Source organism: Evtepia sp., assembly GCF_056797215.1.
The window spans coordinates 1-20,549 of the sequence record NZ_JBQILM010000034.1; the positions used below are offsets into that span (position 1 = coordinate 1).

Annotated in this window: 20 protein-coding genes and 1 pseudogene; 10 read left to right on the forward strand and 11 right to left on the reverse strand. The window is 56.1% G+C overall.

What is annotated here, in order from left to right; all coding sequences use genetic code 11:
• From ACTOZL_RS08250 to ACTOZL_RS08285, 8 genes are all read left to right on the forward strand, one after another.
• A partial coding sequence (locus tag ACTOZL_RS08250) for a thiamine pyrophosphate-dependent enzyme (RefSeq protein ID WP_482477819.1) occupies positions 1–1,161 on the forward strand: 1,161 nt, incomplete at its 5' end.
• Between the two features lie 164 nt (positions 1,162–1,325).
• The gene (gene vanR / locus ACTOZL_RS08255) at positions 1,326–2,027 is read left to right on the forward strand and encodes a VanR-ABDEGLN family response regulator transcription factor (RefSeq protein ID WP_482477821.1); all 702 of its coding nucleotides are present in this window, start codon (positions 1,326–1,328) and stop codon (positions 2,025–2,027) included.
• Complete coding sequence (vanS, locus tag ACTOZL_RS08260) at positions 2,017–3,183, forward strand: vancomycin resistance histidine kinase VanS (RefSeq protein ID WP_482477822.1); 1,167 nt, start codon at positions 2,017–2,019, stop codon at positions 3,181–3,183. The genes vanR and vanS overlap by 11 nt, the downstream gene beginning before the upstream one ends.
• A gap of 121 nt (positions 3,184–3,304) precedes the next feature.
• Positions 3,305–4,627, forward strand: a complete 1,323-nt coding sequence (locus tag ACTOZL_RS08265) for a MurT ligase domain-containing protein (RefSeq protein ID WP_482477823.1) — start codon at positions 3,305–3,307, stop codon at positions 4,625–4,627.
• A 3-nt stretch (positions 4,628–4,630) separates the two neighbouring features.
• Positions 4,631–5,383 (forward strand): type 1 glutamine amidotransferase, encoded by a 753-nt coding sequence (locus ACTOZL_RS08270; protein ID WP_482477825.1) that lies wholly within the window; start codon positions 4,631–4,633, stop codon positions 5,381–5,383.
• Between the two features lie 130 nt (positions 5,384–5,513).
• A complete protein-coding gene (locus tag ACTOZL_RS08275) occupies positions 5,514–6,854 on the forward strand; it encodes a Na+/H+ antiporter NhaC family protein (RefSeq protein ID WP_482477826.1) in 1,341 nt (446 codons plus the stop codon).
• Between the two features lie 90 nt (positions 6,855–6,944).
• Positions 6,945–8,546, forward strand: a complete 1,602-nt coding sequence (locus tag ACTOZL_RS08280) for an ABC-F family ATP-binding cassette domain-containing protein (RefSeq protein ID WP_482477827.1) — start codon at positions 6,945–6,947, stop codon at positions 8,544–8,546.
• A gap of 31 nt (positions 8,547–8,577) precedes the next feature.
• The gene (locus ACTOZL_RS08285) at positions 8,578–9,144 is read left to right on the forward strand and encodes a flavin reductase family protein (RefSeq protein ID WP_482477828.1); all 567 of its coding nucleotides are present in this window, start codon (positions 8,578–8,580) and stop codon (positions 9,142–9,144) included.
• 83 nt (positions 9,145–9,227) lie between these two features.
• On the opposite strand, the gene ACTOZL_RS08290 is transcribed toward ACTOZL_RS08285, so the two are convergent.
• From ACTOZL_RS08290 to ACTOZL_RS08340, 11 genes are all read right to left on the reverse strand, one after another.
• Positions 9,228–10,946 carry an NADH-dependent [FeFe] hydrogenase, group A6 gene (locus ACTOZL_RS08290; protein ID WP_482477829.1) on the reverse strand — a complete coding sequence of 573 codons (1,719 nt, stop codon included), beginning with the start codon at positions 10,944–10,946 and terminating at the stop codon, positions 9,228–9,230.
• On the reverse strand, positions 10,940–12,769 hold the full coding sequence (locus tag ACTOZL_RS08295; RefSeq protein ID WP_482477830.1) for an NAD(P)-binding protein: 1,830 nt from the start codon (positions 12,767–12,769) through the stop codon (positions 10,940–10,942). Before ACTOZL_RS08295 ends, ACTOZL_RS08290 begins: the two co-directional genes overlap by 7 nt.
• A gap of 331 nt (positions 12,770–13,100) precedes the next feature.
• Positions 13,101–13,742 carry a VanZ family protein gene (locus tag ACTOZL_RS08300; protein WP_482477831.1) on the reverse strand — a complete coding sequence of 214 codons (642 nt, stop codon included), beginning with the start codon at positions 13,740–13,742 and terminating at the stop codon, positions 13,101–13,103.
• A gap of 122 nt (positions 13,743–13,864) precedes the next feature.
• Positions 13,865–14,443, reverse strand: coding sequence for a hypothetical protein (locus tag ACTOZL_RS08305; protein ID WP_482477832.1), 579 nt, complete (start codon positions 14,441–14,443; stop codon positions 13,865–13,867).
• Entirely contained in the window at positions 14,436–15,026 is a 591-nt protein-coding gene (locus ACTOZL_RS08310) for a hypothetical protein (protein WP_482477833.1), read from the reverse strand. The genes ACTOZL_RS08305 and ACTOZL_RS08310 overlap by 8 nt, the downstream gene beginning before the upstream one ends.
• A complete protein-coding gene (locus ACTOZL_RS08315) occupies positions 15,027–15,371 on the reverse strand; it encodes a hypothetical protein (protein ID WP_482477834.1) in 345 nt (114 codons plus the stop codon).
• Complete coding sequence (locus ACTOZL_RS08320) at positions 15,334–15,519, reverse strand: hypothetical protein (protein WP_482477835.1); 186 nt, start codon at positions 15,517–15,519, stop codon at positions 15,334–15,336. Before ACTOZL_RS08320 ends, ACTOZL_RS08315 begins: the two co-directional genes overlap by 38 nt.
• A 54-nt stretch (positions 15,520–15,573) precedes the next feature.
• Positions 15,574–15,846 (reverse strand): M56 family metallopeptidase, encoded by a 273-nt coding sequence (locus ACTOZL_RS08325; RefSeq protein WP_482477836.1) that lies wholly within the window; start codon positions 15,844–15,846, stop codon positions 15,574–15,576.
• 250 nt (positions 15,847–16,096) lie between these two features.
• Positions 16,097–16,462, reverse strand: a complete 366-nt coding sequence (locus tag ACTOZL_RS08330; RefSeq protein ID WP_482477837.1) for a BlaI/MecI/CopY family transcriptional regulator — start codon at positions 16,460–16,462, stop codon at positions 16,097–16,099.
• Between the two features lie 122 nt (positions 16,463–16,584).
• Positions 16,585–16,851: a helix-turn-helix domain-containing protein gene (locus tag ACTOZL_RS08335; protein ID WP_482477839.1), complete on the reverse strand. Its 267-nt coding sequence runs from the start codon at positions 16,849–16,851 to the stop codon at positions 16,585–16,587.
• A 239-nt stretch (positions 16,852–17,090) separates the two neighbouring features.
• Positions 17,091–17,336 carry a Mor transcription activator family protein gene (locus tag ACTOZL_RS08340; RefSeq protein ID WP_482477840.1) on the reverse strand — a complete coding sequence of 82 codons (246 nt, stop codon included), beginning with the start codon at positions 17,334–17,336 and terminating at the stop codon, positions 17,091–17,093.
• A gap of 300 nt (positions 17,337–17,636) precedes the next feature.
• Here ACTOZL_RS08340 and ACTOZL_RS08345 point away from each other — a divergent pair.
• Positions 17,637–18,749, forward strand: a pseudogene (locus tag ACTOZL_RS08345) (IS110 family RNA-guided transposase); the annotation flags it as partial.
• Between the two features lie 220 nt (positions 18,750–18,969).
• Positions 18,970–20,478, forward strand: a complete 1,509-nt coding sequence (locus tag ACTOZL_RS08350) for a ParB/RepB/Spo0J family partition protein (RefSeq protein ID WP_482477842.1) — start codon at positions 18,970–18,972, stop codon at positions 20,476–20,478.
• Positions 20,479–20,549 lie beyond the last annotated feature (71 nt).

The following is a 20,549-nucleotide window of genomic DNA, read 5'->3' on the forward strand; positions in this document are numbered from 1 at the left end:
AAGGGAAGCCAGTTTGAGCAGCCCCTCTTCGAGTTCTCCGGTGCCTGTGCCGGTTGCGGCGAGACACCTTATGTCAAGCTGGTCACCCAGCTCTTCGGTGACCGGATGTACATCGCCAACGCCACCGGCTGCACCTCCATCTGGGGCGGCAGCGCCCCCTCCACCCCCTATACCGTGAACCGGGAAGGTCGGGGTCCCGCTTGGGAGAACTCCCTCTTTGAAGATGGCGCGGAGTTTGGCTATGGCATGAACCTGGCAGTGAACGCTCGGCAGACCGCTGCGGCGGACCTGGCCCGGGAGATCGCCCAGAATGAGCAGACGCCCCCCGCTGTGACCCTCTCTGCCCAGAAGTGGTTGAATCACCGCAAGGAGACCGACGGTTCCCGCACCACTGGCGACGCCCTGGCAACCGCCCTGGACCAGGCCATTTCCGCAGGCGGAGCCAACGTGGAGCAGTTGAAGGCCCTCTATGACATGCGGGACATGTTCGCCCAGAAGTCCGTTTGGGCCTTTGGTGGCGACGGTTGGGCCTACGATATCGGCTACGGTGGTGTAGACCACGTGCTGGCTTCTGGGGAGAACGTGAACATCCTGGTGCTGGACACCGAGGTCTATTCCAACACCGGCGGCCAGGCCTCCAAGGCCACCAACACTGGCGCTGTGGCACAGTTTGCCGCAGCGGGTAAGTCCGTGCGGAAGAAGGACCTGGCAGCCATTGCCATGCAGTACGGCTCCGTTTATGTGGCTCAGATCGCCATGGGCGCCGACTACAACCAGACCATCCGGGCCCTCATTGAGGCGGAGTCCTACCCCGGTACCTCCATCGTGATTGCCTATGCCCCCTGTATCAGCCATGGCATCAAGATGGGCATGAAGAACACCATGTTGGAGATGAGTGCCGCAGTCCAGGCCGGTTACTGGCACCTGTTCCGTTACGACCCCCGCCGGGCCGAGGCAGGGAAGAACCCCTTCCAACTGGATTCCCCGGAACCCATCATGGACTTCCAGGAATTCATCAGCGGCGAGGTGCGTTACTCCTCCCTGCAGCTGACCTTCCCCGACCGGGCCAGAGAGCTCTTTGCCCGGGCCGAGCAGGAGGCCAAGGAAAAGTATCAGCGCTTGGAGCAGCTGAGCAAGAATTGGCAGCCTGTGAAGGAATAACATATAAGCGAGCCAAGGGCCTGCTGTCCGCAGAGTGCGGGCGGCAGGCCCTTTCCTGTGCTATCTTAGGAATTTCTTAACCTTTTGTTCACAAAAAGGCAACGTAAACCCCTGTGGTATCTGGTAGGATTGGGAGCAAATTGGAGAGAAAGGGGTTTTGCAAGATGCCGGATAAGATATTAGTGGTGGACGATGAACGAGAGATCTGCGACTTGGTGGCGCTTTACCTGCAAAACGAGAATTACACAGTTTTTCAATTTTACACAGCCAAGGAGGCCTTGGAATGTATCGAGTCCACCCAGCTGGACTTGGCGATTCTGGACATTATGCTGCCGGATACCAACGGTTTTGAGATTTGCCAAAAGATTCGGGAACACCACAGTTATCCTGTGATTATGCTCACAGCCAAGGATGCGGAGATGGACAAGATCACTGGCCTAACCTTGGGGGCTGACGACTATGTGACGAAACCCTTCCGCCCTCTGGAACTGGTGGCCCGGGTGAAAGCCCAGCTCCGGCGCTACAAGCGCTATGGCACTGCCCGCCCAGACGGCCCGGGGGATGCCCTCCTAGTCCACTCTGCCTTAGAGTTGAATACCGACACCCATGAGTGCCATTTAAATGGTAAGCCTTTGAACCTTACCCCCACAGAGTTTTCCATCCTCCGTATCCTTTTGGAACGGAAGGGGAAGGCTGTGAGCTCTGAGGAGCTGTTTTATGAGATTTGGAAGGACGAGTATTACAATAAGAACAGCAACACCATTACCGTCCATATCCGTCATTTGCGGGAGAAGATGGGGGACACAGTGGAGCATCCCCAGTATATCAAGACCATCTGGGGGGTAGGGTATAAAATTGATGCTTAAAGGAAAACAGAAATGGTCCGACTATAAGCTGCTTCGGAGAAAGCTTTTTTTCGGCACTACCATGATCGTGGCTGTGTCGGCGGTGCTGGTCTTTTTGGCCTATAGTTTCCTGCTCCGGGGCCGCTTTGCCAACTTTGTGGTGAAGTTTTTGACAGACTATGTTTACCAAGACCGGGATGCCGCCCTGGCATTCTATTGGAACGTATTCCGGGATCATATGGATTTTCTCTTACTCCTGTCGGCAGTTGGGGTGTTCCTATTGATCCTGCGCTTTTATATGAGAAGCTTTACCAAGTATTTTAACCAAATCAACCAGGGCATTGACGCCATCATCCAGGAGAGTAACAACGATGTGGTGTTAGCGCCGGAGCTGGCGGCGACAGAACGGAAGATCAATCAAATCAAGCACACCCTGGCCCAACGCTCCATGGCGGAGCAGATTGCGGAACAGCGGAAGAATGACCTGGTGATGTATTTGGCCCATGACATCCGCACCCCCCTGACCTCTGTGATCGGCTACCTGAGCCTGCTGGAAGAGGTTCCGGAAATGCCCATTGAGCAGCGGGCAAAATATGTCCATATCACCCTGGAAAAGGCCCAGCGGCTGGAAACCCTGGTGAATGAACTCTTTGAAATTGCCCGCTATAACCTGCAACAAATCCCCTTAGAGAAGGAGGAAATCGACCTATCCTATATGTTGGTGCAAATCACCGACGAGTTTTATCCCCTGCTCTCGGCACGTGGCAACACCGCTGTGCTTCAGGCTGGGGAGGACTTGACTGTCTCTGCCGATCCTGGAAAGCTGGCGCGGGTGTTCAACAACATCTTGAAAAACGCCGCTGCCTATAGCTATCCCAATACAGAAATTTACATTTCTGCCCAGGAAGAGGAGGGGATGATTACCATTTGTATTCAAAATGAGGGGCCGACCATCCCGGCGGAAAAGCTGTCCACTATCTTTGAAAAGTTTTACCGCATGGATGACGCCCGCACCAGCGACAGCGGCGGCTTTGGCCTGGGGCTTGCCATTGCCAAAGAAATTGTCCTCCTCCATGGGGGGAGTATCGCGGCCCAGAGTGCGGACCATGTGACCAGCTTCACCATTTCCTTGCCGGGGCAAATGCCGGGAGGAAAGAAAAAATCAAGGCAATCTTAGGATTTCCTTAGGAATAAAACAATTAAATTTGAATCCCCCTTCCGCCCGTCCTTGGTATCATAAGACCATAGGACGGGCGGCCTGTTTCTGCCCAAAGGAAACGATGGAAAGGGGCATAGATATGAAAAAATGTTTGGCCATCCTGTTGTGTAAGGTAGGGAGTTTTTTGGGAGGACTGATGGGTAAGGGGAGCACCCTGCCTGGCAAGCTGGCACTAATGTTGTGCCCGGATATCCTGCGACAGGTGGAGGTCCCAGAACATATCATTGCCGTTACCGGTTCCAATGGCAAGACCTCGACAGTGGAGCTCATCGCTGCCATCCTCCGCGGAGCTGGGAACACGGTGGTTCTGAATGAGAAGGGGGCCAACCAGTTGGAGGGAGTGGCAACGTCGGTGCTGACCCATGCAGACCTACAGGGGCGGGTAGTGGCCGATATCCTCCTGTTGGAGTGTGACGAGCGTAGCACGGCGCAGATTTTCCGGTATTTTCCCCCGAAACAGTTGGTGATTACCAATCTATTTCGGGATCAGCTCACCCGGAACGGCCACCCTGAGTGGATATATGATGCAATCCTCTCAGCGATCCCGCCGGAAGTAGAGCTGATTTTGAACGCAGATGATCCTCTTTCCAGCTGCTTCTCCCGGGGACATGAGAAGGTGTCCTGGTTTGGGTTGGACCGGAGCGCGGCCTCTTCCAAGCAACCCACCGGCGTATACCATGATGGGGCCTGCTGCCCCATTTGCAAAGGGCCTATGGAATACGACTACGTTCACTACAACCACATCGGCGCTTACCGCTGCAAACGCTGTGGCCACCATAAGCCCAAAACCGATTACAACGGTACGTCCCTGGATTTGGAGACCGGAGAGCTGGTGATCGACCACTGGGTCAGCATCCTCCTGGATTTTTGCAGCATCTATCATGCCTATAACATCCTGGCGGCCTATGCCGTCAGCCGGCAAAATGGGGTAAGCCCAGAGCAGGCGGCGGAGGTGGTGAACCAATATGCCCTCCAAAGCGGCCGGACACAGAGCTTTACCTTAGGGGAGCACCACGGCACGTTGCTCACCAGCAAACATGAGAACAGCATTTCTTATGACACAAACTTGCGCTACATCGCTGGGACAAAGCGGGACTGTGTGGTTCTCATCATCGTGGACAGCGTGAGCCGGAAATATTTCACCTGTGAGACCAGCTGGCTCTGGGATATCGACTTTGCCCAGTTGAAGGCCCCCCATGTCAAACAGATCATCCTCTCTGGACGCTATGCCAACGACCTGGCGGAACGATTTTCTTTCACGGAGTTGGAGAACTGGTCTGTACAGCCCAGCATTTTTGCTGCGGCCCAGGCGTTGGAGGACGGAGGGAAAGAGGAGCTTTATGTAGTGACCTGTTTCTCGGATCGAGACAAATTATTGGACCATGTGGAAAAGGAGATTTAAGCAATGAAGGTACAGTTTATTCATTTTTATCCCAACCTGATGAACCTATATGGAAGCTATGGCAATGTGTTAATTCTCAAACGCTATTTGGAAGCACTAGGGTGCCAGGTGGCGGTGGAGACCGTGGAACCCGGGCAGAGGCCGGAGGTAGCCCAGGCAGATTTTCTCTTCATGGGCGCCGGGACAGAGGGGAGCCAACGGGCGGCTATGGAGGTGCTCGCCCCTATGGGGCCAGAGATCAAGGCCGCAGCCCAGGATGGCAAGGTCATGTTTTTCGCCGGGACGGCCATGGAGCTGTTGGGTGCGGAAATCCAGGAGGCCGACGGCAGTGGTTACCAGGGCATTGGCCTGGGGAACTTCGTCACGGAGCACACACGGGTGCGCACTGTGGGGGACGTGTACGGCTATACCGCCCTGTACCCAGAGGCTGTGGTGGGTTTCATGAACAAATGTGGTAGTGTCAAAGGGGTGGAAACGCCTTTGCTGACGGAAACGGCTTTGGGATGGGGCAACGACGGCCCCAACCGCCCGGAGGGCTTCCACTGGAACAATGTTTTTGCCTCCCAACTCACCGGGCCGCTGTTGGGGAAGAACCCAAGGCTGTTGGAAACTGTGGCGGCGGCAATTTTTGCCCAGCGGGGAGAGCAGCTCCCGGACCAGCGGCCCATCCTCCCCTGGGAAGCAGAGGCCTATGCTGTTACGGAGGCAGAGCTCCGGAGCAGGTTGGCTCAAGCGGCACTCAAAAGGGCTTCTTAACGAGGGTGGCAGAATACCATGGAATGCAAGGGAAAGAATGTGGATGGACACAGTCTTTCCCTTGCTTTTTTTGACTGTGTACCGTAGAATAGAAACCATTCTGACAAAGCAAAGGGAAAGGGGCGTTTCTATGGAAAACTATGGGATTCTGAGTCTGTTGCCGGTGGCGGTGGTGATTGTGCTGGTGCTGCTGACCCGGCGCACTGCCAGTTCCCTGGTGGCGGGGACCGTTGTGGGGGCGGTCCTACTCTATGGCACTGGATTTCCCAAGCCCTGGCTGGATGTGGTCTACGGCGTGATGGGCAGCGACCTGTGGATTTGGCTGGTGCTGGTGTGCGGCTTCTTTGGGAGTTTGGTGTCGCTGTTCGAGGCTTCCGGGGGCACCCAGGCCTTTACCACGTTGGCGGGAAAGCTGTGCAAGGGGGAACGGAGCACCCTTTTGGGCACTTGGGTTTTGGGCATGGTGATTTTCGTGGACGACTGGCTCTCCATCCTCTCCACCGGAAACGCCATGCGCAAGGCTACGGACAAGTTGAACATCCCCAGGGAGATGTTGGCCTATCTGTGCAACTCCACGGCGTCGTCCATCTGTGTGGTGGTGCCCACCTCCACTTGGGGGGTGTTTATGGTCAGCCAGCTGGTGGCTACGGATTTGTGTACGCCGGAACAGGGGATTGCCACCTTCCTGTCCACCATTCCCTTCCTGTTTTATCCCCTCATCACGCTACTGTGCGGTGGGCTGTACGCGGCGGGCATCCTGCCTGTGTTTGGCCCTATGAAAGCGGCGTATCTCCGGGAGCGTGGGGAGAAGCAGGGGAGCGGTGGGGGAGAGGATGCCCAGCAGGAGGCCAAACTCTCGGGGATTTGGAATTTCCTCCTGCCGGTGATTTTGATCACTGCCATCACCATTGCCACTGGGGAGATTCTATATGGGACTCTGGCCTGCCTGGTGTTCTGCGCAGTATTGTACCTGCCCCAGAAGCTGATGAAACCAGGGGTGTATCTGGACCATGTAGTGTCTGGATTTAAGGATATGGTGGGGGTACTTTTTATCGTTACCAGTGCCTTTATCCTGCGGGATATCAACAGCTTGCTGGGGATGCCGGAATATGTCATTGGCGCGGCGAAGGCTGCTGTGAGCCCCCAACTGCTGCCGGTGGTGGCATTTCTCCTGGTGACAGCTCTGGCGGTGGCGGCGGGGAACTTTTGGGGGATTTGCGCCATCGCGTTTCCGGTGATCATCCCCATTGCCCAGGCCTTGGACGGGAACCTTCTTCTGACAGCGGGGGCCATCATCTCTGCCACGGCGGCGGGGTCCCATATCTGCTTCTTTGGGTCCGAGGCTACCTTGACCTGCTCTGCTACCCAGGTTGACAACGTCACCTATGCCAAGACAGTGATTCCCATGCTGGCGGTGCCCGTCCTGCTCAGTGCGGCTATGTATGTAGGTGCGGGGATGCTCCTGGGATGAACCCTGAGAAATTCAGCTTGCATTCCCTGACGAAAGCTGGTAAGCTACAGGGGATATACTTTATAAATAACAAAAAGAGGAGCTATACCCATGCTAACTGTTTCTGACTTGAGCCTGCAATTCCGCGACCGCCTGCTGTTCTCTCACGTTGACCTGCAATTCACCAAGGGCAACTGTTATGGGATCATCGGCGCCAACGGGGCAGGCAAGTCTACCTTCTTAAAAATCCTTTCTGGGGACCTGGAAGCGACCACCGGAGCTGTGACGATCCTGCCGGAGCTGCGTATGTCCGTGCTGAAGCAGGACCAAAACATGTACGATGCCTACACTGTTCTGGACACGGTGATTATGGGCAACCCCAAACTCTACCAGGTAGGCCAGGAGCGGGACGCCCTGTACGCCAAGGAGGAGATGTCCGAGGAGGACGGCATCCTGGCCTGTGAGCTGGAGGAGACCTTTGCCGAGCTGGGGGGCTGGGAGGCCGAAAGTGAGGCCAGCCGCATCCTCCAGGGCTTGGGGGTGGATACCGAGCACCACCAGGGGAGCATGGCGAACCTGGACCCACGGCTGAAGGTGAATGTCCTCCTGGCCCAGGCCCTCTTCGGCAGCCCGGACATCCTCATCATGGACGAGCCCACCAACAACCTGGACATCGACGCGGTGAACTGGTTGGAGGATTTCCTCCTGGACTTTGAGAGCACCGTGATCGTGGTCTCCCATGACCGCCACTTCCTGAATACTGTTTGCACCCACATTGTGGACATCGACTATGGAAAGATCAAGATGTATGTGGGCAACTATGACTTCTGGTTTGAGTCCTCCCAGATGATCCAGCAGCTGGTGAAAAACCAGAACAAGCGCAACGAGGAGAAAATTAAGGAGTTGCAGGACTTTATCTCCCGCTTCTCCGCCAACAAGTCCAAGAGCAAACAGGCCACTGCCCGGCGGAAGCTATTGGACAAGCTCACGGTGGAGGAGCTCCCCGCCTCCTCCCGGCGCTATCCCTGGGTGAAGTTCTCCCCAGACCGGGAGGTGGGGAAATCTATCTTGGCGGTGAACAACGTCTCCAAGACCATCGACGGGGTGAAGGTGCTGGACAAGGTCTCCTTCCTCCTGGGCAAGGGGGACAAGGTAGCGTTCATCGGGGATAACGAGAACGCCCACAGTGTCCTCTTCGAGATTCTCACCGGGCGCATGGAGCCTGACGAGGGGACGGTGGAGTGGGGAACCACGGCGACCTTCTCCTACTTCCCCAAAGACAACAGCGAGTTTTTTGAGGACTGCGACGACAACTTGGTGGAGTGGCTGCGGCAGTACTCCCCAGACCCCAGTGAGCTGTATCTCCGGGGCTTCCTGGGGCGGATGCTCTTCTCTGGGGACGAGGTGTATAAGCCGGTCAAGGTTCTCTCTGGCGGCGAGAAGGTGCGCTGTATGCTCTCCCGGATGATGCTCTCTGGGGGGAATGTCCTGCTTCTGGATCAGCCCACCAATCACCTGGACTTGGAGTCCATTGCAGCGTTGAACAAGGGCCTTGAGGCGGTAAAGTGCAACATCCTCCTGGCCTGTCACGACCACCAGCTGGTGGAGACCGTCTGCAACCGCATCTTTGACTTCACCGCGGATGGTAAGCTCATTGACAGGAAGCTGAGCTATGATGAATATCTGGCCAGAAAGGCCGAGGAGGGCGCGTGAGGGTGCCCAGACCATGGAGGTGCAATCAATCATGAAGAAAAGTATTGGTGTTTATTCCAATCTCTTCCCCATGCCTGTGCTGATGATCGCTACTTACAATGAGGACGAGACAGTGAATGTGATGAACATGGCTTGGGGCGGAATTTGTGCCCGGAATATGGTGGCGCTAAACATCAGCGAGGGCCACAAGACCACCAAGAACCTACGCCAGCGGGGGGCCTTTACCCTGAGCGTAGCGGATCTTCCTCACCTGAAGGAGTCGGATTATTTCGGCATGGTCAGCGGCAACGATGTGGCGGACAAGTTCGCCCGTACAGGGATGCACGCGGTGAAGAGCACACGGGTGGATGCGCCCATCGTGGAGGAGTACCCCCTGACCCTAGAGTGTAAGGTGGTGGAGTTCCAGGAGTCGGCCTCCGGCCTCCGGGTGTTGGGGGAGATTGTCAACACCTTGGTGGATGAGTCGGTTCTAGATGGAGACGGCGTCGTGGACCCTGCCAAGCTCAATGCTTTTGTGTTTGATACCTTCCAGCACGGCTACTATGCCGTTGGCGAGAAGGTAGGCCAGGCTTGGGAGAGTGGCGCGGCGTTTATGTAAGTTATTTTTTGAAATAGGAAAGCATGAAAAAGCCCGCTGCGGTGGTTACGCAGCGGGCTTTGATCTGTTTGATTGACGGGGAGTTACAGTTCCCACTTTGCCTGCTCTGTATGCAACAGCTTGTGGGCTTTGTGGGACAGGGGTTGTTCCAAATACTCTTTGTATAGCGTCTGGATCACTGGGTTCTCATGGGAGAAGCGGATGGGGTTTGCTTGGTCCAGGGCGTAGAGCCGTTCACCACGCTCCTGGGCCAGGTCTACACCATCGTGGATGGGCTGTCCGCCGCCGCCGGAACAGCCACCGGGGCAGGCCATGACCTCCACAAAATCGTAGGAGGCTTGCCCTGACTGGATGGCTTCCATGAGCATCCGGGCGCTGGAAAGGCCCGATGCCACGGCCAGGCGGACGGTGGTGTCTTGGATGGTGAAGCTGGCCTCCCGCCAAGGCTTCTGGCCCCGGATTTCCTGGAAGGCATCGGCGGGGGGATTGCTCCCGGTGAGCTTCCAATAGGCGGTACGCAGGGCGGCCTCCATGACGCCGCCAGTGACACCGAAGATAACCCCGGCTCCGGAGCCTACCCCCAGGGGATGGTCAAAGTCCTCCTCCGGCAGGGCAGCTACGTTGACCTGAGTGGCCCGGAGCATTCGGACCAGTTCCCGGGCAGTGAGAACTACGTCCACATCCTTCTTCGCTGCATCGTTGACTTGAGGCACATCGGCCTCATATTTTTTTGCGATGCAGGGCATGACGGAGACGCAGAAGATATCCTCCGGCTTCTTACCCAGCAGTTCAGCATAATAGCTCTTGGCTACCGCGCCGAACATCTGCTGGGGGCTCTTGGCTGTGGAAAGGTGGGGGGCCATGTTGGGGAACTCCCTGCGCAGGAAACGGACCCAGCCTGGGCAGCAGGAGGTGAACTGGGGAAGGGTAGCATGGTCTGGGTCGCTGAGCCGCTCCACGAACTCGCTGCTCTCCTCCATAATGGTCAGGTCGGCGGAGAAGGTGGTGTCAAACACGTGCTTAACACCCATAGCCCGCACAGCCGCAGCTAAGCGCTTCTCCGTGGCTTGCTCCGGGGTCAGCCCTAAACTCTCCCCCCAGGCGGCCCGGACGGCAGGGGCGATCTGGAACACCACTTCTTTTTCCGGGTCGGTGAGGGCGGCAAACACCCGCTCGGTGTCGTCCCGTTCCCGGAGGGCCCCCACGGGACAGTGGGCCACACATTGGCCGCAGAAAGCACAGTTGGTTTCGTTCATCCGGGGGCTGCCATGGACGCGCACTGTGGTGTGGGCCCCGGAACCAGTGACTTCCCAGACACCCAAGGACTGGACACGCTCGCAGACGCTGACACAGCGCAGGCATTTGATGCACTTGGAGCTGTCCCGCAGGATGGGCAGGGTGTTGTCCCAGGGCCGCTCCGAGGTGGCCTTGCCGAAGGGGACGGACTGGATGTTCATATCCTTGGAAAGCTTTTGCAGAGAGCAGTTGCCGCTGCGTACACAGGTCACGCAGTGGTCCACATGCTGGGAGAGGATCAGCTCCACGTTGGTCTTTCGGGTGATGCGTACCCGGGGGGTATTGGTGCGAACCACCATGCCGTCCTCTACCAGGGTGTTGCAGGCGGTGGCCAGCTTGTTGACCCCCTCCACCTCCACGGCGCAGATCCGGCAGGAACCCACTTCGTTGATATCCCGGAGGTAGCAGAGGGTGGGAATGTGAATTTCCACCTGTTTGGCTGCGTCCAGGATGGTGGTGCCCTCCGGGACGGTGACGGCCTTGTTGTCGATGGTCAGAGTTACCATTTTGCCAACCTCCCTCCCTTGAATCCAGCATGGCCGTAGTGGTCGCAGCGCAGGCAACGGCTGCACTCCTGGTCCATCTCCTGCTTGGACATGCTGTTTTCCATCAGTTCAAAATCGTTTTTCCGCCAGCTTGCCTCACGCTCGGTGAGGTCGATGCGGCCCGTGGCCCCTTGCAGGCGGAAGGGGGCAGGGGGGACTTCCAGGTTGGCAGAGATGTCAGTGTGGAAGCCAAGGTATTCATCAATACTGGCCGCAGCTACCTTGCCGGCCTCGATGGCCAGGATCACCGTAGCGGGGCCGGATACGCAGTCACCCCCGGAGAATACACCATCCATGCCGGGGACGCTGCCGTCGTCGGCGGTGATGAAGTTGTCCCATTTCAGGGGCATGCCGGATTCGGAGAAGTATTTGGAATCCACCACTTGGCCTACGGCAATCAGGACGATGTCGCAGGGGATCAATTCCTCTGGCTGGTCAGCGTTCCGGGGGGAGGGACGGCCACCTCGAACCTCGCCAATAACCTGGGGCTGAACCACCAGGCCGCTGACTTTTCCCTGCTCGTCGGTGTCAATGCGGACGGGGGCTTTCAGGGGCAGGATTTCGCAGCCCTCCGCCATGGCACCAGCGATCTCCTCTTCCAGGGCAGTCATATCGGAGATGCGGCGGCGGTATACGCACTTGACGGACTTGGCGCCTAGGCGTACAGAGGTGCGGGTGGCATCCATGGCTACATTGCCGCCGCCGATGACCACCACATTCAGGCCGGTGAAGTCGGGTTTGACCTCCTGGATGGTGCTGTCCAGGAGATGGATGGCGGACAGTACTCCGGTGGCATCCTCATTGGGGATGCCAAGCTTCTTTTGCATGGTGGCACCGATGGCCACATAGACACTGTCATACTCCCGGCGTAGCTCTTCTATGGTCACGTCTACGCCTACCTGGCAGTTCAGCTTGGTTTCCACGCCAGTGGAGAGGATGCAGTTGATGTCCCGCTTCAGATATTCACCGGGGAGCCGGTAGAGGGGGATGCCATAGCAGAGCATCCCGCCCAGCTTCGGTTTCTTTTCAAAGACAGTGACCTTATGGCCCATCAGGGACAGGAAATAGGCGGCGGTTAGACCGGAGGGTCCACCGCCAACGATGGCCACATGCTTGCCTGTGGGGGGCGCACAGGGGGGCGCGGGCACGTCCCCAGAGTGATCCACGGCGAAGCGCTTGATGCCGCGGATATTCAAAGGGGCGTCCACGATGGAACGGCGGCAGTGGCTTTCACAGGGGTGCTCGCACACCAAGGCGCAGACGGAGGGGAAGGGGTTGTCCTTACGGATGAGACGGATTGCGTCGTCATACCGTCCTTCGCCTACCAGGGATATGTAGCCAGGAGCGTCCACATGGGCGGGGCACAGCTCCACACAGGGAACGCTCTTAAAGTTGGCAGTACAGCTGCCTTGTTCGATGTGGGCTAGGTAGTCGTCATGGAACGCCACATAGCCGTCCAGGACCATCTGGGCGGCCTCAAAGCCAATGGCGCAATCTGCGCTGTCCACGATGGACTGGGCAGAGCGCAGGATGGTCTGCATATCTTCCTCGCTGCCGTTGCCGTCCAGCAGACGGTCTAACATGGCGGACAGACGGTCCAGGCCAATGCGGCAGGGGACGCATTTCCCGCAGCTCTGGGCTAAGCAGAGCTTCAGGAAAGCACTGGTGAGCTCTACGGGACAGTTCCCGCAGGGGGCGGCGGAGATGCGCCGCTCCATATCTGCGTATAGGTCGTCCACAGTCCGCTGAGAATTTTCCCAGGGGGTAATACTCAACCTGCTCAAAATTGCTTCTCTCCCTTCTTTTCTCAGCGGCACAGGGGTCCGAGCTGGGTGCCGCTACAGAGGATTTGCCAGGGGGCTGGCAAAGATAACTCAACAATAGGATAGGGCCCCTTAGATTGACTCTATCCGCAGGTAGTATAATACACTTTTTCAACAAAAAACGCAAGATTAAAAGGGCAGGTTTGTTCACTATTTTATGCCTAAATAGAAAAGGCGCAGCCCATTCGGAAGGAAGATGGCTACGCCTTTTTGGTGATAGTTAGAGACTGGACAAGAAGCGTTTACAGGTATACGTTCTGATGCACAGGAAGATTTCAGGTTTGTAGGAATACTATCGAATGGACTCCCACAGAGGGGAGTCCAGGAGAACTTCCCAAATCGCGCTGGAGAGCAAGGGTTGAATGGTAAACATGAGCAGAAGTGCAAGGGCCAGGAGGGCAAGGGGACGTCGGTATCGACGGCTGTGGACTGGGTTTTCCGTTGGTTGCGCTGGTGTCAAAAGGACTTTGGATAGGTAGTATCCTAATATAGCCCCTAAGCTGTTCATGAGCAGATCGTCCACATCTGTGAGGCGGAGGGTGAACAGTTGCAGGCATTCAATGGTCAGGGATAGGCCAAGGCCCCAGGCGAGGATGTTCTTCGCAGAACGATGGTCCCCCCAGAGTATGGGCAGAAGGATGCCAAGGGGTATGAAGAGAAGAATATTCAAAGCGGAATTTTTTAAGTAGCTTATGGGATCGCTGAACACATCCACAAGGGGAAGCCAGTGGATGGAGGGATCGAAGGTCAGGGTGCAGATGGAGGGAAACCCCACTGCGGAGAAAACGGCACAGAGATAGAGCAGGAACAGCGTGGACAGGGCTGTCCACTTCAAACTTCGGGGATGGGAGAAGAACAGAAACACACTTACGATGGGAAAAAGAATAAGGACAGCGGAGATGAGGTCGATGCCGATGGTAAGAATGTGGTGCATGATAGGTTCCCCCAATGTCAAGATAGCTTCTATTATCCCCTAGGTTAGCAAACAGGAGTTTAAGAATCTATCGAGTTTTGATTAAGAAATGGTGAAGGGGGAACTGCAATGGAGCGACAATTTTATGAGGGAGCGTCTGTTGCTTCCCAGTAGCACCGCCGCAGGGAAAATAGTGCGGTCATGACGAAGAGAGCCACGAGGAAGGAGAGAAACGCCAGAAGCCCCAGGGGGAGCAGCGAATTCTTCCAGAGGTTTGGGAAAAGGAACGTGAGAAGGTTGCCTAGGGTAGTCAAGAGCACAAGCACCGTCCGCCGGTTCAGGATCGTTTGATCTAAGTTCTTGCCTGATGGTTGGTAGAGCTGGGCAAGGTCTGCCAAGTCCGTTAAAAGCTGGAAGTGGAAATAGAGCTCCACCGCCGCGACTAGGAGATCCAGGAAGAGGAAGTGACCGTCCACGCGGATACCGAACCAGCAGTGTATCCAGTGAACCAGATAGTAGGCCGCCAGCAAAAGACACAGGGGGCGCAGCAGGGTGAGGCTTCTTTGCTTGGGGGCCAGGACATGGATGGCGGCGAAAAACATCAGAAAGCCAACAAAGCGGGGCAAAATGCTGACGGGTCCGAGGTTGATGTCAAAAAACAGGAAGAGATAGCCCCAGGCCATGCGGGAAAAGGCGCGATAGTAGCTTTGGCGCTCAGTCATGGGGGGCACCTCCCTCCATTGGTAGGAGAAGCAGCTCTTCTGGGGCTTCTCCGTTGAAGCTTAGGCGCATGGTATAGCTGTCCGGGATAGAGAAATCTTGGCGGTCGTGCCAAAAACCCATGGAGAGGTGCAGAGGACTTTTCCAGTCCTTGCTTAGACGCTCACCGCCTGCAATACGCTTCTCCGTGACCTCAATACCGTTTTCACTTGAAATTTCGTTGGGGTCTGGAAGGGATACTGCGGGGGAGTCTGGATAGTTGGGATAGGCATATAAGTTGATTCTGTCATAGCGGTTTCGCTGCTCTGGGGAGCCAGTATAGGTGGCGGTTACATCCTCGCTACTCCAAATGGTGAACTTGCCGTCAGGCTCAGGGGTGAGGCTAAAATAAGGATAGGAGAAACCGTAGGAGGAATCTTGATGGATAGACTCCACATAGCACATGGTCTGCCAGTTTACATGGATCGTGAAGTCCCCTGCCTGGGCCTCGTAGGTGGTGAAAGGGAAAACGGTTGTGGGGCTATAAAGCCCACCGACCCGCCAAGGGCCAGCCAGCGTAGAGAAGTCCCCTTGGGGCAAGACCACTCAGCGATTTCCCTGTTTTTCCGCACGGACAGTTTGAACGGCAATCCAGGATTCTCCAGATTCCACCCAGTTTTCTCCTGGCGGTGGTTCCAGCAGGGGAATGGCCAAAATTCCCTCATAACTTTCCTTGCCTACGGAAACTAAGTTGTAAATCCGGTATCCAGAGCTGCTGCTAAATGTGTCGGGATCAGCGGACAGAATTGGAGACCTTGTGCCATGATTCTTGATATCCATATAAGCCTCAGCCAGAGCTTTTTGTTGAGAGAGGGGGGTACAGATGGAGAGATAGGAGAAAAAGGTCTGGTAGTCACGATTCGGCGCCCCTGCCAGGAAAGCCCTTGGCATAGGTATCCAGGGCTCCGTCGTAGGTGGTACAGCGGAGGGTGCAGCCGTGGGCAAGGATGCGATGGATACTGTTTGGCTGAGCATGAAAAGCAGGGGTGACCTCCTGCTTGGTCCCCACCAGCAGCGGCGCGGCTAACACCAGTACCATACAAACCGACACCAGGGACATCCCCGCTGGGTACATCTTAAAGCGTGCAATGGCCTAGATGCGACGGCGGATGTTCCGCAGGCCGTTGGCCATGGAAGAGGTGCCTGGGGCCCGGGCGTATTTCTCATCCGCCATGGACAGGAGGATGTGCCCGTACTGCCGCCGCGCTTCCCCTTCCAGTTGTTCCAGCACCCGCTGGTCGCAGCGGGCTTCCAGATCGTTCTGGGCTAGGTTGGCGCAGAACCAGAGGAGGGGATTGCACCAGTGGAGGCAACGGAAAAAGCAGATTACCAATCCCCAGGCCACGTCCCGGTGGATCAAATGCATGGGTCACACTCCCATAGTCCCCGGTAGCCCAGGACTTAAAGGCTTCCAGAAGGACGGGCCAGTTTACCAGAGCGTAGCGTCCCCCCAGCCCTGCGGGGAACAGCAGAACCAGGGCTAGGATGCCCCAGGCGGCGAACTGCCAGCGAGGAGAGAGCTTGTCCCGGAACATGGCCTTTACCAGCAGGAGCAGGACGGCAGCGCTGGAAGCTGTCAATGTCTGCAAGAGAAAGGACCAAATATCCGTCATGGTCTACACCTCCATTTCATCCAGCAGGCGGCGGAGCTCCTCCCGTTCCTGGGAGGTGATGGGTTTTTCCCGGAGAAAAGCTGCCACTAGATCCCCGGTAGAGCCCTGGTAGACTTGTTGGAGGAAGCTGTCCCTGGCTTGGGCCTGGCAGTCCTCCTTGGCCAGGGCCGCCCGGTATAGCCGGGGATAGCCCTCCTTGTCAATGGAGACCAAGCCTTTGGCCTCCATACGGGTGAGGTAGGTTAACACGGTGTTCCGACTCCAATTAGTCTCCTCCTGTAGGGCTTGGGTGATGGTTCCTAGGGTGGCGCCGCCGCTGTCCCACAGCGTACCCAGAACCATCCACTCCCGTTCTGAAAGCTTTTTCATGGCAAAACCTCCTACAGTTGTAGTTCTCTTGTCTAGATTCTACACTTGTAGGAGGTTTTGTCAAGAGGAAGCGGAGATAGGAAAGGGCCCGGACGGTGGACGTCCGGGCCGCAGTGGCTGGCTTACTTTTTGGATGGTGGCTTGCGTTGGATGGGCGCACCGGTACGGGACTTCAACTGGACTGTGTCGTCGGGCTCGTAGACGAGGAGATCGGTCAGGTCACAGTCTAGGGCCTTACAGATCAACTCAAAGTGCCGCAGGTTGATCCGGTCGGTCATTTCGTTGTAGTAGTCACCGATGGTGGATGCCCGAATCCCTGTTTTGCGTGCTAGGTCTGCTTGGGACCAACGCAGTTCGCCAAGTCGGGTAGAAAGTAAAATCCTAATCATAGTTGCTCTCTCCTTTACGGTAGAATATAGCAATGATTATAGGATTTTTCATGAATTTGTGAGATAATATCGAATATTGATATCTATTTTATGATATTGATAGTATTTAATAAATTAAAAGTAATTTTTTGTAGGTTGTAATGTTTCCTGGAAAGAGGGAAGGAAGCCTGAAAAATAGGAGAGCTAGAGAGGTCGTTGGTTTTTGGGGGATATAGTCTAAGAAAGTGAAAAAATAGTGGTTATCTTGCCTGGATGATCTTATATACCCGGGAGATACTCAAATCGTATTTCCTGGCCAAATCAGCTACTTCGTAGTCCCCACTGTAGAAGTCGTCCCGAATTAGGAGGTTGCGTTCCTCAAGATCAGTAAACTCTGTGTTTGCAGGGAAGTACACTGTTGTCCCAGCCAGTTGGGATAGGATGGATGCAAAGGTGGCCTCGTCCACCAGCTCCCGCAGCTTTTTCAATGCAGTTTTTGAGTTCATATATGACCATACCTTTCTGCGAAAGGCACCAACGAGGAATGAAACGGGGTTGGGGCTTCCGCTAGAGTATGTAATTTGATAAAATAAGACTGAGGGTAGCTATACTACAGAGTACGAGGAGGTAGGTGCGGTGCAGCGAGCTGTAACTGCGCTCATATATAAGTCACCGGGCATTCTTTCAAGCACCAATGAGTAGGACTTTGAGCCTGTAAACTTATCTTTGTAAAGACGCAACTCGTTTTTAGCCGGATGCCCAGTCCCTGGCTGCCCTCAACGATATTTTGGGAGAAGGGAGTTGTTATGGGAAGACTTAAGATCGTGTATCCAATTTGCTGCGGAATGGATGTTCACCGGGATTTTCTGATCGCTTGCATTGCATCCACAAATACGCAAGGGGTCACAGAGTATCAGTCGCGCCGGTTCTCAACCTACACGAGAAGTCTGCGCGAACTGCGGGACTGGCTTTTAGCCAACGGCTGCAAAGATGTGTGTATGGAATCCACCGGGAAGTATTGGTTCCCGATCCACAACATTTTGGAGGATTCCATCCATGTGGTCGTCAGCCACCCCAAGTTCGTCAAAGCAATCAAGGGGAAGAAAACCGACAAGAAAGACGCACAATGGATCGCTGACTTGTTCAAGCACGACCTTGTTCGCGGCAGCTTCATTCCGCCGAAGGACATCCGGCAGCTTCGAGATCTCTGCCGTTACTGGGTCAAACTCTCATCCTACATGACCGGGGAGAAAAACCGCGCCCAGAACTGCCTGACTGTTTCCAACTTCAAGCTTGATGACGTGTTCAGTAATGTGTTCGGCAAGAGCGCATCCGCCATCACAGCACAGTTACTGGAGCGCCCTGGGGAGCCGTTTGATGTGACACCCTTTGTGCATGGCCGCTGCAAAACGCCCATTCCCCAAATTCAGGAGGTCGTTGACGGCATCTTTACACACGAGCAGGCCGAGAAGCTCAAGATCATCCGTAGCCACATGGCTTCTCTGAAAAAGCACAAAGCGGAATTGGAATCCCTTATTCTTGAGATCGCTCAAAATCATCTCCCGCAGATCGAACTGCTGCTGACTGTCCCCGGAATCCATGATGCCTTTACCGCCATCCGTATCCTCGATGAGATCGGCGCTGACATGACAGTGTTCGATACCTCCAAGCATCTTTGCTCTTGGGCCGGCCTTACCCCTCAAAACGCCGAGAGCACGGACAAGAAGAAGACCACCCGTATTGGCAAATCCGGCGCTTACCTCAAACCCTTGCTTATCCAAGTCGCCCTTGCTGCCAGCCGCTCCGAGAGGCATCCCGAAATTTATGGGAAGAAGCAGGCGCTTCAAAAGCGGCGCGGTAAGAAAAAGGCTATCATCGCCATTGCCCGCAGAATTCTCACCGCCATCTACCACATCCTTATGAATGAGTTTTAATAGGAACACTGTAATATCAAGGCTTTTCGGAGCCTACACCCACAAAAAAATATTATTTGAGCTATCACATTACGCAGAAAGCCGTCCGGCATGAAAAAACGGGCGGCTTTTTTGCGTGGATAGCCGGGAGGGAGGCGAAAAAATAGTAACAAACTTTTAGCATAAGATTTGTGCAACATTCACGAAATTAAAAAGGAGGTAACGAATGGCAGACGAAAAATTAAACGTGAGCCCGGAGGAAAATCCCCAGCCCAGCCTGTTCGATACGGGCCCGGCTGAGGCTCCTACCCCGGAGGCTCCCACGCCGGAGCCCCCGGCCCCGGAGAACATTCCCGAGCAGGCCGCCGTGGATGCGCCCGTCCAGGATGCCCCGGCTGGTGCTCCCGGCGAGGTGAGTGTCTCCGCTGACCAGATTGAAAAGCTGATGGCGGAGCGGCGGGCGGCGGAACGTGCGGAGGTGGAAAAAAACGAGCCGCCCGAACCGGAACAGCCGCCCACCCCGGCCCCGGAGGAAAAGGCCACCGGGGAAAAGGGGCCCGCCAAAAAGGACAAGGCCGCCAAAGAAAAAACGCCCGAGCCAGATAAACCCAAGGGCAGGCGGGGCCGCAAGCCCAAGGAAGAAAAGGCGGGGCCCGGTGAACCGGGAGGGACGGGGGCCCGCCGTGGCCGCCCGGCCAAGGCTGACAAGGCGGCCACGGACAAGCCCCCGTCCCCACCTCGAGACAAAATGTCCCAAGGCAAGGGCGGAAAGGCCGCCACGGTAAAGGGCAGGGAAGAAGCCCCTGCCGCTCCCCAGCCTGCGCCGGAGCCGCCGCCCCAGCCCCGTGACGCGACCCGCGCTGAAAAGGAAGAGATTGTATATCTCAAACTTTCGGAGCTGTTCCCGTTCAAAGACCATCCTTTCGGTGTGCGGGACGATGCGGAAATGAAAGGGCTTGTGGAGTCGGTCAAGGACAACGGCGTACACCAGCCCGCGCTGGTGCGTCCCCGGGAGGGCGGCGGCTATGAAATCATCGCGGGCCACCGCCGCCAGCGGGCCAGTGAGCTGGCCGGATTTGCCAATATGCCCTGTATCGTCCGCAACATGACGGACGATGAGGCAATCCTGGCTATGACGGACGACAACCTGCGCCACCGGGAAAAGATTTTGCCGATGGAAAAGGCGCAGTCGCTGAAGATGCAGGTGGAGGCCATCAGCCACCAGGGGGCAAAGCTGGAGGGCGTGGCCGCCGGGGACGTGGGGAAACGCTCCACGGAAATCGTGGGGGAACGCAACGGCATGAATTATAAGCAGGTTCAGCGGTATATCCGGCTGACCGAGCTTGTGCCGGAGCTCCAGTCTATGGTGAACGAGAAAAAGCTGTCTTTCACCCCCGCCGTGGAAATCTCGTTCATCAAACCCAAAAACCAGAGGTTCATCGCCGTTTCCATTGAGGGCGAGCAGGCGTCCCCCTCGCTCTCCCAGGCCCAGGAGCTCCGCAAGCTGGACAAGGACGGGAAACTCAACGGCGATGTGATAGACGGCATTTTGAGCCGTGAGAAAAAGGAGGTAGACAAAGTGATTATTTCCGCCGCAGAACTGGGGAAGTATTTCGGCAAGGATGCCACGCCCCGGGAAATGAAAGACCAGATTATGTCCCTGCTGGCCGAATGGAAAGAGAAACAGCCCCCGGAGCGCACCGCCCCGGAGAAAAAGACCGACCGGGAAAAGTAAGCCTTGAGACATTTTGTCCCAAGGCTTTTCTCTTTCCCGCGCCCCTCCCCCGCGCCTTGCATGGCGTTCTT